The 13254-nt window shown below is 66.0% G+C and carries 14 protein-coding genes and 1 pseudogene; 11 read left to right on the top strand and 4 right to left on the bottom strand.

Features of this window, described 5'->3' with window-relative positions; translation table 11 throughout:
- The first annotated feature begins 388 nt into the window (after positions 1–388).
- Positions 389–1051 (top strand): response regulator transcription factor, encoded by a 663-nt coding sequence (locus BY998_RS23490; protein ID WP_110354105.1) that lies wholly within the window; start codon positions 389–391, stop codon positions 1049–1051.
- A gap of 303 nt (positions 1052–1354) precedes the next feature.
- A complete protein-coding gene (locus BY998_RS23485) occupies positions 1355–1708 on the top strand; it encodes a response regulator (RefSeq protein ID WP_245421722.1) in 354 nt (117 codons plus the stop codon).
- Between the two features lie 192 nt (positions 1709–1900).
- Here BY998_RS23485 and BY998_RS23480 read toward each other — a convergent pair whose 3' ends face one another.
- On the bottom strand, positions 1901–2659 hold the full coding sequence (locus tag BY998_RS23480) for an SDR family NAD(P)-dependent oxidoreductase (RefSeq protein WP_110354103.1): 759 nt from the start codon (positions 2657–2659) through the stop codon (positions 1901–1903).
- A 350-nt stretch (positions 2660–3009) separates the two neighbouring features.
- Here BY998_RS23480 and BY998_RS23475 point away from each other — a divergent pair, with 350 nt between their 5' ends.
- From BY998_RS23475 to BY998_RS25130, 6 genes are all read left to right on the top strand, one after another.
- A complete protein-coding gene (locus tag BY998_RS23475; protein ID WP_110354102.1) occupies positions 3010–3456 on the top strand; it encodes a (2Fe-2S)-binding protein in 447 nt (148 codons plus the stop codon).
- Positions 3457–3467: 11 nt separating this feature from the next.
- On the top strand, positions 3468–5714 hold the full coding sequence (locus tag BY998_RS23470; RefSeq protein WP_110354101.1) for a molybdopterin cofactor-binding domain-containing protein: 2247 nt from the start codon (positions 3468–3470) through the stop codon (positions 5712–5714).
- Positions 5715–5742: 28 nt separating this feature from the next.
- Complete coding sequence (locus BY998_RS23465) at positions 5743–6750, top strand: SLAC1 anion channel family protein (RefSeq protein WP_110354100.1); 1008 nt, start codon at positions 5743–5745, stop codon at positions 6748–6750.
- A 70-nt stretch (positions 6751–6820) separates the two neighbouring features.
- Positions 6821–8071, top strand: a complete 1251-nt coding sequence (locus BY998_RS23460) for an ATP-binding protein (RefSeq protein WP_245421721.1) — start codon at positions 6821–6823, stop codon at positions 8069–8071.
- Positions 8072–8421: 350 nt separating this feature from the next.
- A complete protein-coding gene (locus BY998_RS24575; protein ID WP_181425608.1) occupies positions 8422–8643 on the top strand; it encodes a hypothetical protein in 222 nt (73 codons plus the stop codon).
- Positions 8633–8755, top strand: a complete 123-nt coding sequence (locus BY998_RS25130; RefSeq protein ID WP_280952930.1) for a hypothetical protein — start codon at positions 8633–8635, stop codon at positions 8753–8755. Before BY998_RS24575 ends, BY998_RS25130 begins: the two co-directional genes overlap by 11 nt.
- A gap of 409 nt (positions 8756–9164) precedes the next feature.
- On the opposite strand, the gene BY998_RS23450 is transcribed toward BY998_RS25130, so the two are convergent.
- Complete coding sequence (locus BY998_RS23450; RefSeq protein ID WP_110354098.1) at positions 9165–9620, bottom strand: carboxymuconolactone decarboxylase family protein; 456 nt, start codon at positions 9618–9620, stop codon at positions 9165–9167.
- A 255-nt stretch (positions 9621–9875) separates the two neighbouring features.
- Here BY998_RS23450 and BY998_RS23445 point away from each other — a divergent pair, with 255 nt between their 5' ends.
- Positions 9876–10271, top strand: coding sequence for a hypothetical protein (locus BY998_RS23445; RefSeq protein ID WP_110354097.1), 396 nt, complete (start codon positions 9876–9878; stop codon positions 10269–10271).
- On the top strand, positions 10258–11157 hold the full coding sequence (locus BY998_RS23440; RefSeq protein ID WP_110354096.1) for a sigma-70 family RNA polymerase sigma factor: 900 nt from the start codon (positions 10258–10260) through the stop codon (positions 11155–11157). Before BY998_RS23445 ends, BY998_RS23440 begins: the two co-directional genes overlap by 14 nt.
- Before the next feature lie 3 nt (positions 11158–11160).
- On the opposite strand, the gene BY998_RS23435 is transcribed toward BY998_RS23440, so the two are convergent.
- Entirely contained in the window at positions 11161–11601 is a 441-nt protein-coding gene (locus tag BY998_RS23435; RefSeq protein WP_110354095.1) for a hypothetical protein, read from the bottom strand.
- 13 nt (positions 11602–11614) lie between these two features.
- A complete protein-coding gene (locus BY998_RS23430; protein WP_181425607.1) occupies positions 11615–12373 on the bottom strand; it encodes an SDR family oxidoreductase in 759 nt (252 codons plus the stop codon).
- Between the two features lie 191 nt (positions 12374–12564).
- Here BY998_RS23430 and BY998_RS23425 point away from each other — a divergent pair.
- A pseudogene (locus BY998_RS23425) lies at positions 12565–13110 on the top strand (transposase); the annotation flags it as partial.
- Positions 13111–13254 lie beyond the last annotated feature (144 nt).

Genomic DNA, 13254 nt, shown 5'->3' with positions numbered 1-13254 from the left:
CGCGACGGACTGCCTCCGTCGTGGTGGCGCTTCCATGGAGAACCTGGCCCATAGCGCATCCCTCGCAGCATGGTGGTCAACCGTACCACCACACCACGGGATCAAACACCTAGAGACTGCGAACTTCAGATGATGCACAGAGCTATAGGGTGATCTGCGGCAAGCGTGCGATGGCGTCCGCACGTGCTTTCAGACTTGGCCGTCGCGACATGAGCGGGCACCGCTCTCGCTCTGGCCCACGCAATGATTGGAGGTCGACAGCCCATCGGACATCAATTGGCCGGCCGGCCCAAGAAGATCCTACGGACCCATACGCCCTTGATCGACCAGCACAGACGGCCGATAACCTCGGCTGTGAAGGCTGCATTGTCGGGTCTCATGGATGCCAGTGCCGGGCAACGTACGGGGCCTTTCCAGGCCGCCTGCCGAGGTCAGCGTTTCGGCGCTCGTCGTCATCGTCGAGGATGACGAAGGTGTCCGCGAGGGGCTGCAGGATTTGCTCCACTCGGTGGGTCTCGACACACTTGCGTTCGGATCCACGCGGGACCTGCTCGCGGAGACGCTTCCGGACCGGCCCGGTTGCATGGTCCTAGATGTCCGGCTGCCGGGGTCCAGCGGACTCGACCTTCAGGCCAAGCTCGTGTCGATGGGCAACCGCATGCCGATCGTCTTCATGACCGGCCACGGCGACATACCGATGAGCGTCCAGGCCATGAAGGCCGGTGCTCTCGACTTTCTGACCAAGCCGTTCCGAGATCAGGACATGCTGGACGCGATTACCGTCGCGATCGAGCGGGACCAGGCGCGCCGCGCGGAGAGCGCCGGGTTGGCCGAGCTTGAAGCTCTCGCCGCGACCCTTACGCCGCGGGAGGCCGAAGTGATGCAGCAGGTGGTCAAAGGCCTGCTGAACAAGCAGATCGCCCACGCGATGGGGATCAGCGAGATCACCGTCAAGATCCACCGCGGCAACGTCATGCGGAAAATGGCGGCCGGGTCCGTCGCGGATCTCGTGAGGAAGACCGAGCAGTTGAAGGCGGCGGTGGAGAGCTGACCTGCGGGAGAGCGATGCGGCGTCACCGTCGCCGACGGAACGATGCATCCGACGACGCGTTGCTCGCGGTCATTGCCGTCGGGACGAGGCGACTTCGAAATGCCCCCGGTCACCGGCAGTTCGGAACGGCCTGGCCATTCGGACGTCCTGATCGGTGCCGCCCGGTACGGCTCCCCGGAGAGACACGCGCCCGCAGCACCACACGAACGTATGGTATCGCGGTCGAGGCTGCGGATTTATTGAAGGGAGAGCGTCGGCCGGCGAGGGACCACGAAGGGGCTGTTCGTGTCGGCTGAGAGAAAAATGATTGCCGTGGTCGATGACGACGAAGCCGTTTTGGATGCGACGTCCTGCTTTCTCAAGGCTTTAGGCTACGATGCGCGGGCGTTCAGCTCGGGCGAAGCGTTCCTGGCCTCCGGCGCCGAGGACGAGGTCTGTTGCCTCCTCACGGACGTCAACATGCCGGGCCTCACCGGCCTGGATCTTCAGGATCGCGTTCGCCGCTCGCGGCCGGCCCTGCCCATCATCATGATGACGGCGCTGACGGACGACGCCGTGCGCCGTCGCGCCTTCGCCGGAGGCGCCAGGGGTCTGCTGCGAAAGCCCCTGGCCGCGGACGATCTCATCCGGTGCCTGGAAGACATGATTGGGCCATGACGCGCAAACACCCGCAGGAATGAGACCACGCCTGGTCCATTTCCGCGGGTGTGCCGAATTCGATCGCGGTCCTGCCGTCGAATGCGTCTGCAGGGCAATCCGGGGATGTGGACCGCTCCGAACGCCGCCCTTCCCCGGATTGCTCTGCTTGCCTTGACGGCAAGATCGATACGGGCCTGATCGGTCAGCGCCTCACACGGGAATTGGGTTGGCGAGCAGCGAGGTGTTGAAGGCGTTGATCATCGCGTGCTCGTTCGGGCCGGGATTGGCACGCACAGGCCGCGCCGCCTCGACCACCACTTCCTCGACCTCGGTCGCGAGCCCCTTCATGGTCTCGGCGATGAAGGCGTCGAGAGGCATGGCACGCGGATCCCCGCTCTTCTTGATGAGGTCCGTGTCGACCCATGGCGGCGCGACCTCCTGCACGGTGACGCGGGTGTGCCGCAGCATGAAGCGCTGGGAGAGGGTGTAGGCGTGCAGAGCCGCCTTGCTGGCCGAGTAAACCGCCGTCGTCGCCAGCGGCATGAAGGCTAGAACAGAGGTGTTGTTGATGATCGTCGCCCGAGGTTGAACTTTCAGGTGCTCGATCAGCGCCGAGGTCATCCGGATCGGCCCGAGAAGGTTCGTGGTGAGCACCGCCTGCGCGACGGCATCGTCGATCGGCCCGGAGGCGTCGTCGAAGGGCATGATGCCGGCGTTGTTGAACAGCACGTTCAACGCCGGGAATTCCTGAATCAGCTCGCGCGCTACGGCCCCGATCGCCCCGGCATCGCCGATGTCGAGTTCGACGGAGCTCATGCCGGGATTGGCCGCGGTGACCTCGTCCAGCAGCGCCCGACGACGGCCCGCGACGATCACGTGATTCCCGAGCTTATGGAAGGCCTCCGCGAAGCCGCGTCCGATGCCGGAGGTGCCGCCGGTGATGAGGATGGTATTGCCGGTCATTTGCATCGTCAGTCTCCCTACCAGGATTGATGGCCGGGGTCCGGGACCCGTCCGGCTGCCAGGACAGAGTGAGGCTCGATGGCCGGCTGCGATATTGCAGGCTGGTGTGAGCGCGCTCACACCTTCCGAGGGCGCGCTCATACGAAGGTCGTAGGCGCCCCGGTTCCCTCACCGCTTCGGGTGAGCACCCCTAACCTTCGTATGATTTCGGCAGCCAACATGCGCCTGTACCTCTGTTGGAACGGGACAGGAGCACGCCGCGAATATTCAGTTGCGCATTCCAAGGTCCTTATCGGGGCCAGGCCTGCGAATGACGATGCCTGAACCAATGACCACTCATACGAAGAGGTCGAGCAATGGTCCAACTCTCGATCAACGGGCGCCAATACGACGTGGACGCCGAGTCCGACACGCCGCTGCTCTTCGTCCTGCGTGACAGTCTGGGGCTAAACGGCACGAAGTACGGCTGCGGCATCGGCCAATGCGGCGCCTGCACGGTTCTCCTCGACGGTCAGGCCACGCGCTCCTGCCAGATTCCGCTGGAGAGCGTCGGCACGCAGGCGGTCACGACCATCGAGGCGATCGAGCAGGATCCGGTCGGCGCCCGGGTCGTCACGGCCTGGGTCGGGATCGAGGTCCCGCAATGCGGCTACTGCCAGTCGGGCCAAGTGATGGCCGCAACCAGCCTCCTCAAGCAGACGCCCAAGCCTTCAGAGGATGACATCGCGGGCGCGATGACCAACCTCTGCCGCTGCGGCACCTACAACGCCATCGCCGCCGCCGTGCGGCAGGCCGCGGCCTGAAGGAGGGCACGATGAACGACCTCACGCCCCTCCGTCGCACAATCGTCCGCGAGCCGGTCCGCAACCTGTCCCGCCGCGGCTTCCTCGGGGCGGCCTCCGGCGCGCTCCTTCTGGGCGTCGGCATGCGGCTCTCGCCCGCCGCCGCGCAGGCTAGGGCGGAAGGAGCGGCCGCCATCGCCCCGAAACCTGGCACGCGCATCTCCGCCTTCCTGGAGATCCGACCGGACAGCTCGGTCCGCCTTCTCAGCCCCTTCGTCGAGGGCGGCCAGGGCATCAATACGGGCCTCGCCCAGACCATTGGCGAGGAACTCGATCTGAATCCCGCCCGCTTCGCCGTCGAATGCGCCCCGCCTGGGCCCGACTACGCGGTGGTCAACGGACTGCGCATGACCGGCGGCAGCTTCTCCACTCGCTCCAGCTTCGAGGCGATGCGGCGGCTGGGCGCCACCGCCCGGGAGATGCTGATGCGCGCCGCCGCGGCGAATCTCGCCGTTCCGCAGGACAGCCTGACGACCGATGACGGCCGGGTGATCCACGCCGCCTCCGGCCGCTCGCTCGAGTACGGCGCGTTGGCGGGCGCTGCCCTCGCCCTGCAGCCGCGAGACGACATCGCCCTGAAGGACCGGAGGGATTTTCGCTGGATTGGCAAGCCGGTCGCCCGCCTCGACATGCGCGACAAGTCCACGGGCCGGGCGGTCTACAGCATCGACATCCGCCTCGACGGGATGCTGCACGCCGCCGTGCAGCACGCGCCCCATCTCGGCACCGAGCCTGAGACCATCGCCAACGAGGCCGAGGTGCGGGATATGCCGGGCGTGCAGGGCGTTCACCGCCTGCCCGGCGCGGTCGCGGTGGTGGCGGACACATGGTGGCGGGCGCGCAAGGGCGCGGAGGCCTTGCAGGTCGCCTGGACCAAGCCGGCGCCGGAGGGCATCGCCACCGTCTCGGAGAGCTTCTCCTCGGCGGCGATGCTGGCAGCCCTGAAGGGCACGAACGAGCCGGGCGTTTCCGCCGAGTCGGAGGGCGACCCGACCGGCGCCTTCAAGGGGGCCGCCCAGGTCGTGGAGGCCGAATACGACGCTCCCTACCTCGCCCATGCCCAGCTGGAACCGCCTTCGGCGGTGGCCCGCTTCACGGAGGACGGCAGCCTCGACCTCTGGCTGCCGAACCAGATGCCGGAGCTGTTCCAGCAGGTCGCGGCTAAGACGGCCGGACTCGATCCGGAGAAGGTCCGTATCCACTCGCCGATGCTTGGTGGCTTCTTCGGACGGCATTTCTACTACGGTCCCGCCAACCCGTTCCCCCAGGCGATTCTGCTCGCCAAAGCCACCGGCAAGCCCATGCGTGTGCTGTGGTCGCGGGAGGAAGAGTTCGGCATGGATGCCGTCCGCCCCCTCGGCTTCGCCCGCTTCAAGGCCGCGCTCGGGCATGACGGCATGCCCGTCGCGCTCCAGACCACGGCCGTCGGCGAAGGACCGATCGGGCGCTGGTTCGGCGCGCTGTTCAAGTCTCCGGTCGATTCCTCGGTGGTCGAGGGCCTCGACAGGAAGCCCTACGCCATCCCGAACCGGCGGCTCGACTACGTGAAGGTGCTCCACCCCGTCACCATCGCCTTCTGGCGCTCGGTGGGTCATTCGATGAACGACTATTTCTACGAGTCCTTCCTCGACGAGATCGCTCAGGCCGGCGGCAAGGACCCGTTCGCCCTCCGCATGGCCCTCCTCAAGGAGAGCGCGCGGCACCGCACGCTCCTGCAGGCGGCGGCGGACCTCGCCGGCGGCTGGCGGCAAGGGCCCTTCCAGGCCGAGGACGGCACGCGCCGGGCGCGGGGCGTTTCGATGGCCTCGCCCTTCGGCTCCGAGACCGCGACCATCGCGGAGGTATCGCTGAAGGACGGCGAGGCGCGGGTTCACGATCTCTGGATCGCCATCGATCCCGGCAGCGTGGTCAATCCTGCCATCGTGAAGCGGCAGGTGGAGAGCGCTGCGGCGCTCGGTCTCTCCTCCACGCTGCTGGAGCAGGTGGTCTACGAGGGAGGCAAGCGGCAGGCCCGCAACTTCGACGCCTATCCGATCCTCGACCGAGACCGTATGCCGAAGGTGCATGTGACCATCGTCGAGAGCAGGGCGCCGATGGGAGGCATCGGCGAGCCGGGCCTGCCCGGGGTGCCGCCGGCCGTCGTCAACGCCGTCGCAGTCTTGACCGGGCAGCGCCTGCGCAGCCTGCCGCTGGCGAAGGCGCGGCTGTCAGGAGCGTGAGACGACCACGGGATCGGGAGTGCTCGGAATGACGACGATGGCCGAACAGACGCCGCGCCGGGCGCGGTTCTTCGAGGAACCCCGGTTCGAGTACCTCCCGGTGGCCCTGTTCGGCTCCGTGATGGGGCTGACGGGCCTCAGCGTCGCATGGCAGCTCGCCGCCCGGCGCTTCGGCTTGCCGGGCCTCGTCGCGGATGGCATCGGGTGGGCCGCGCTGGCGGCCTTCCTCGCCCTGGCCCTGGCCTACGGCACCAAGGCGGTGACGGCTTGGTCCACCGTGGTGGCCGAGTTCCGACATCCCATCGCGGGCAACCTGTTCGGCACGTTGCTGATCAGCCTGCTGCTCCTGCCGCTGGTGATCGTGCGCATCAGCCCGTTCCTGGCGCAGGGCATCTGGATCCTGGCATCGGCCGGGATGGTGGTGTTCGCCGTGGTGATCGTCAGCCGCTGGATGAGCAGCCGCCAACAGGTCGCCCACGCGACGCCGGCCTGGATCGTTCCGGTGGTCGGCCTCCTCGACATCCCCCTCGCGGCCCCGGTGCTCGGCCTGCCGCATACCGGGACGCTGACCCTGTTCGCTTTGAGCGTCGGCCTGTTCTTCGCCGTGCCGCTGTTCACCCTGATCTTCGCGCGTCTCCTCTTCGAGGAGCCGTTGGCGCCGGCCATGCGCCCGACCCTGATGATCCTCGTCGCCCCCTTCATGGTCGGGTTTTCGAGCTACGCCTCGACCTTGGGGCGGATCGACGCCTTCGCGGAAGGCTTGTTCCTCGTCGGGCTGTTCGTCTTCGTGATCCTGATCGGCCTGCTGAGGGATCTGCCGCGGTGCTGCCCGTTCCGGGTGTCGTGGTGGGCGGTGAGCTTCCCCGCCGCCGCGGCCGCTGTGGCCGCCCTGCGCTACGCCGACCATGCGCAGATCGGGCTCGCCGATGGGCTCGCCCTGCTGCTCCTCGCCTTCGCGACGGGATTGATCGGCGCGTTGGCGCTTCGGACCCTGGTGGGCATCGTGCGGGGCGAGCTGAGGGCCTTGAGCGGCTGAAGAAGCTGTGTCTCTGTCCCTCCGGATCCCCGGAGCAGGTTTTGCCATGACGCGCGGCGGACTCGCAGGCGTGAGCACCGATTTCAAGCCGTTGGTCGATCCGATCGTCGTGGCCACCGAGGCCGACTGGAACGACGCCTGGTACCTCGTGTGCATGAAGGTCTCGACGATCGGTTTCGTCGTCGTCGATGCCCGTGAGCGGGTCGCCGCCCTCGACGAACTCCATGCCGCGGGGATCGTCGACCTCTCCGGCTACCTCGACGACCATCCCGTCATGGCAGCGCGGCTGCGGCACGGCATGGTCATCCTCGACGTCAACGAGGCGGCGGTGCGGATGTTCGGTGCCGTCACTCGCGCGGACATGATCGGGCAGCGCACGCAGCGCTTCTTCGATCCACTCTGCACCGCGCAGATCAATTCCGCCCGCGCCTTCGCGGCGGGCGCGACCTCGTTCCAACAGCAGGCGCACAGCGTGCGGCTAGACGGATCGCGTTTCGAGACGCTGTTCTGCGTCGTCCCGCGCGCCGACGGCGCCACCTCCGGCCTGTGGCTCGCTTCCTTCGTGGACATTACCGAGCATGTGCAGCGGCAGGCCGCGCTCAATACCCTGCGCGACGAACTCGCCCACGTCTCCCGCGTTTCGACGCTCGGCGAACTCTCGGCCTCCATCGCGCACGAGATTGGACAGCCCCTGTCCTCCATCGGCATGACCGCGGGAGCGATGCTGCGCCTCCTTGACCGTGAGGAGCTCAACCGCGACCTCCTCCGGCGGCAGTGCCAGCGCATCGTCGATCAGGTAGCGCGCGCCGGAGACATTATCGATCGCACCCGGCGCATGGCCGCCAAGCGGGATGGCCAGCAGGCACCGGTCTCCATCGCGGACGTTCTGAACGAGTCCATGCAGTTCGTGCAGCACGACCTCAATCGCACAAACATCAAGTTCAGCATCATGTGCGGAGACCATTTCACCACGGTTTTGGCGGACCGCATCCAACTGCAGCAGGTCTTTGTGAACCTGCTGATGAATGCCATCCAGATCCACAGGCAGGCTCAGACCCGCATGCCGGAGATCACCGTCGAGGCGTTCAGCCAGGACGACTTCATCACCGTTCACGTCATCGACAATGGACCTGGTCTCGCAGATGACAGCGTCGGCCGGCTGTTCGACAGCTTCTTCACGACACGCGCCGAGGGCCTCGGCCTGGGCCTGGGGATCTGCCGCACAATTGTCGCGGCCCACGGAGGCTCGATCAAAGCGAGCAGTCGAATCGACGCGACGGGTGCCCGGTTTTCCGTATGCCTGCCGCTTCACCGAGCCTGATGGACGGCGATGGTCTTTTCGATCGCGATCCGCGATGCGGTGCGGCTGTACGGTCTTGATCCAGTTCGCGTCGGGAACGGCATCGGAGCTGTATTCAGAGTGCTTCGAGCTTGACGGTGCCTGAATCGGCCTCGACCGTGGCCGGGGCATCGGCCAGCCAGCGCAGGACGCCGACAGCTGCGAATCCCCCCTGTCTGGAACCTGGCCGGCATTCTCCGCGATGCGGGAACTCCGGTAGGTGATGGTGAACGTGGCCGGCGTCTTGAAGGGTTCAGCCGATGCCGTCGTTTCACGCATGTGCTGCCGGTGCATCAGGTTCGGGACGAGGAGACCGCGCTGCGCGAACTTCGGTGGCGTTCAACGCGGTGCCCGGCATGGGGTGGGCGGCGCCCAGGGCGTCAGGGGTGGAGACGGCATTGCCGGCTGAACCGGTGGCGGCCGCCTCGGAGGCGGAGGCGTTGGTCACCGGGATGGGCGATCTCGTGTCGAGCAAGACCTGCCTGCATACCAAAGTCGTCGTCGAAGCGCGGGAGGAACTGCCCCCCGTTCAGCACGGCCGACATGCTGCATGAGCTCAGCTATGCAGTCATTGAGGCTGCAGCGGGCGAAGATGCCATGCGGCTGGTCGATGGCCAAAAACCGTTCGACCTCCTCGTGACCGATCCCCTCGTGACCAATGCGTGAGAAAGTGGATCCGGCCCAGATCGCGCTTGGTTGGTGGCGGACGACCATCGAGATGCTTCGAGAGGAACGTCGCAGGGCGGCCTCGGTGCAGCGGACCCTTGCCACATGTCGGTCCGGAGCGACATGACGATGCCTGACGCGGGCCAGCGGCTCAGCTGTCGTGCTGCCGGACCTATCCTTCCGTCCCGATGGGAGCTGTCAGGAGAGAACCGGACATGCCAGCGGCATTGGCCGAAGGTCCGCAGGTGGCGCAGAGCCGAACAACCGGCATGCGAACTCTTGACCCCTTGCAGACATTCGACCCGCCCTCGCCGAAGGTCCGGATGGGGTGAAAAGCTTCCGCTCTCCCTATCGTTCGGGAGCTCGGAACGCTGCCGTTGCCCGAGCAGAGGCGGTGCGAGGAAGTGGCTCAGGCCTTTGCCGCAACCGGGAGCCGAAAAGGCGCTCCGAGCCGGTTGAACGCGTTCATCGCAGCGATGGTGATCGTGAGGTCCACAAGATCCTTGGGCGTGAAGGCCGCGCTTGCGGCCGCATAGGCTTCGTCGGACGCGTGCGTCTCGCTGACACGCGTGACTTCCTCCGCCCACGCGAGCGCGGCGCGGTACTGGTCAGAGAGCATATGGGGGACCTCGGCCCAGACCGGAACCAGGGCGACTTTCTCGAACGGCATCGTCTTGAGGAGGTCGCGGGTATGTTTGTCGATGCAATGCGCGCAGCCGTTGATCTGAGACACGCGCAGGAAGACGAGGTGAATCAGTTCGTGGGACAGGTTGGTGCCGGTGGTGATATAGTGGTGGATGCCGAAGAGTGCTTTTGCCCCATGCGGCGCCACCTCGTTCCAGACCAGCCGTGTGTTCTCGCTCATAACAACTCTCTAGCCTCGAAACGCCGGAGATCGACGTTTGAAGCCATGACGAACCGACCGGCCAGATTGTGACATGCCACGCGATATTTTCCTTCGACAGAAGGCCAATGCAGCTTGCTCACATTCGAACGTCCGCTCCGGGGAGGGCTGATTGCGTCATCCGACGACCGCAGCGCAGAAATAAGATCCAATCGATGTCACATCCGGCCGAAGCGCATCGTCACCCTTGCGGACCAACCCCTTGGCGAGAGTGCGATGAGCAGAGCTATTCCGATACTGGCTGGCCTCTTTGGCGCGGGACTAGCTGCCAACGGCATCTTCATGCTTGCCTCACCTGAGGCATGGTACTTCGCAGTGCCGGGCGTGACCACGACGGGCCCATTCAATCAGCACTTCCTGCGCGATATCGGTCTGATCTTCGTCCTGATCGGGTCAGGATTTGTATACGGTGCGGTGAGACCCGGCTCGCGTGTGTTGCTTTGGAGCATGGGTGCGATCTGGCTCTCCGGGCATGCGTTGTTCCACTTCTGGGAGGTTGCCGTGGGAATTTGCGGGCCGGAGGTTCTGCCCCGCGACTTCCCCGCGGTGACACTTCCTGCGCTTATTGCGGTTGCCCTCAGCATCTGGTCGTTACGCCATGCCGACCGTTGATGATCCCACCCTCGTCTTCGAACAGGAGCGGGCGCGACTCATCCGGCTCGCCTACCGCATGCTCGGTTCATTCGGCGAGGCCGAGGATGTCGTACAGGACGCCTGGCTCCGTTGGCGGCACGTCGACCATGCCGGTGTGGCTTCTGCCGGTGCCTTCCTGTCGCGCACGGTCACTCGGCTCTGCCTTGACGTCATGAAGTCCGCCCGAGTGCGGCGGGAGACATACTTTGGGACGTGGTTGCCCGAGCCCGTTGCCATGGCCCCGGACGAAGCTCCTGGGGATGACCTGACACTCACGCTAATGCTTGCCCTGGAGCGACTCTCACCCCTGGAGCGGGCGGCGTTCCTCCTGCACGACGTCTTCGCGATCCCTCTTGCGGAGATCTCAGCGACACTTCAGCGTGAGCCGCCAGCTGTCCGTCAACTCGCAGCGAGAGCCAGGAAACACGTTCAGTCGGCACGTCCGCGCTTCCCTGTCGAGAAGGAAGAAGGGGCACGCATTGCAAAAGCCTTTTTCGAGGCTTCAGCGACAGGCGACGTCGCGGCGCTCCGCAGCATGCTCGCCGATGCCATCGTCGTTCACTCCGATGGCGGCGGGAAGGTCCACGCGTTCCCCCGACCCATCGTCGGTATCGACAAGGTCATGCGTATGTTCGAGGGTGCTGCGCGGAAGTCGTGGATCCAGCATGCCCAGAAGCTACAAGACCTCTGGATCGATGGCCTGCCGGGCTACTTCAGCTTGGAGCCGGGCGGAACATTCCAGACTGTCGCCCTCGATATCCAGGGCGGCCTGATCGTCGGCATCTACTTTACCCGCAACCCGGACAAGCTCGAACGCATGGCAAGGCTGTTCGGAGGGGCCGCAGGAGCGCCGGTGCCTCACTGAGCCTCAACGCCGGGCGATCGCGAGTTCTTTGCGGCAGACCGCCGAAAATGCGCAGAGCGGGTCGAGGTCGCCGGCGTGGTGGATGTCCGCGTAGGCGGAGAGATCCTTGTTCGGAGCGAAGTAGGTCTCGCCGATGCGCTGCATGACACGCTCCGCCTCTTCAAGCGTCTCCGGCTCTCCGAAAAGCCTGATCTTGTTGACGATGGCATAGAGGTTCACCAGTTTGGCCGGGTCGTCGAGGGCATGCTGGAAGGCATCGCCGAACAAGGTCGACGCCTCCCGAATGAACTCGCCGTAAAGCGCTTCCCGTCGCGCGCGATCCTGCACCAGCAGAGTTGCGCGCTCCTGGTTGCGTAGCGTCAGCCATGTGGTCGCGAACGAGGCCATCGCGCCGATGGCGGAACCTGCAAGCGCGGAAAGCGCCGAGACGTAGGCCGCATTCATCGGCAGGCGTGCCTCAGGCCACGCGCTTGGGCTGCGCCGCCAGCCAGTCACCGTAGCGCCGCTGCGACAGCCACGCGTCGCCGGTGGGTGTCAGCCAGCGGTTTTCGAGGAGCACTCCGAAATATGGCGCGGTGTCGTCCGTGATGACTTCACGCGTTTCGCCGATGCCATCGAAGTGGCGCTTCACCAATTCGACCATCGGCAGCCGCTCGGGCCCGGCGATCTCGATCATGCCGTTTCGGGGTGGTGCGAGCGCGGCCTCGGCGACCTTTGCGGCCACATCGGCCGATGCGATCGGCTGAATCGACGCAGAGGTCACCCGCGCGACGCCGTCGATAATTGACGCTCCCGCAATCGTGCCAACGAACTCGAAGAATTGCGTAGCGCGGACCACCGTCCAGGGCACGCCCGCAGAGGCGATCAACTCCTCCTGGGCCAGCTTGGCGCGGAAGTAGCCGCTGTCGAGCAGGAGCTCGGTTCCGACCACCGACAGCGCCACGTGATGCGGGACGCCCGCAGCCTTCTCGGCCTCTGCGAGGTTCCGTCCGGCGCGGACGAAGAAATCCATCACGGCGTCGTCGGCAAAAGAGGGCGAGTTGGCGACGTCTACGACAACGCCGGCACCCTGCAACGCATCTGCCAGCCCTTCGCCCGTGACAGCGTTCACCCCTGTATTGGGCGAGGCCGCGAGCACCTCGTGGCCAGCGCCTCTCAAGTTGGCGACGACCTGCGAGCCAATCAGCCCGGTGCCGCCGATGACGACGATCTTCATGTGACGCTCCATCTCGACTCCCGTCCCATCAGGACGGTCGTGCTCATGACGAGCAGCGTCTCTTGCGATGTGACATCGGTGCGGAAGATCGATGCGCCCGACTTGGGCCTGGAAGCGCCTGATGTGAGAATCGGCGTGGAAAAAAGGCTCTGACTCACTTTTGGTGCAGGCGGGTTGATGGATCTCGGCTTCTGCCTCGGCTCGACGCCGAGTGGACGGCCGGCTGCCGCAACGGTGCCGAGTTGTGGCGACGCCTGCGCGCCGACGGGTTTACCGGCAGCCTCCGCGTCGTCGGAGAGTGGGCGACCCGCCGTCGGCGCCATGAACAGGCTCCCGATGGGGCATCAGGCAAGGTGCCTTCTGCACGCCTTCTCGCGCGGATGATGACGAGCGGGCGGGACGGCTTGAGCAAGGCCGAGGCCGTGACGGTGGCAACGATCGAGGCAGCGGTCCCGGCGCTCGACGAGGCTCGTTCTCTCCTGTCCGGCTTCCAGACCATGATCCGTGAGCGCAGACCACCGGACCTCGACACTTGGATCGATACGGCTGCCCGCGGCCTCCTCGCGTCCTTCGCCGGCGGCCTGCCGAGAGACAGGGCGGCAGTAGCCGCGGCGCTGGTCGAGCCGTGGTCGAACGGCCAGACCGAGGGGCAGATCACCCGCCTCAAGCTCGTGAAGCGACAGATGTACGGTCGGGCCAAGCTCGATCTGCTCGAAGCGCGGCTGATCGGCACCGGGGGTCGTGTCCCTTGGCGTGGTGTAGCTTGCAGAGGGCCACCACGATCACCGGCCAGGGCCGGATCGGTCAGGCTGCCAGTGTGGGCAGGCCGACGAGGGGATCATCGCCGGTTGGGGCGATGCTTTCCAGGGTCATGTAGCGGG

The organism is Methylobacterium sp. B4 (assembly GCF_003201865.1).
Classification (GTDB): domain Bacteria; phylum Pseudomonadota; class Alphaproteobacteria; order Rhizobiales; family Beijerinckiaceae; genus Methylobacterium.
Note: the sequence above shows the minus strand (reverse complement) of the source record. Positions and strands in the feature narration are given on the sequence as shown.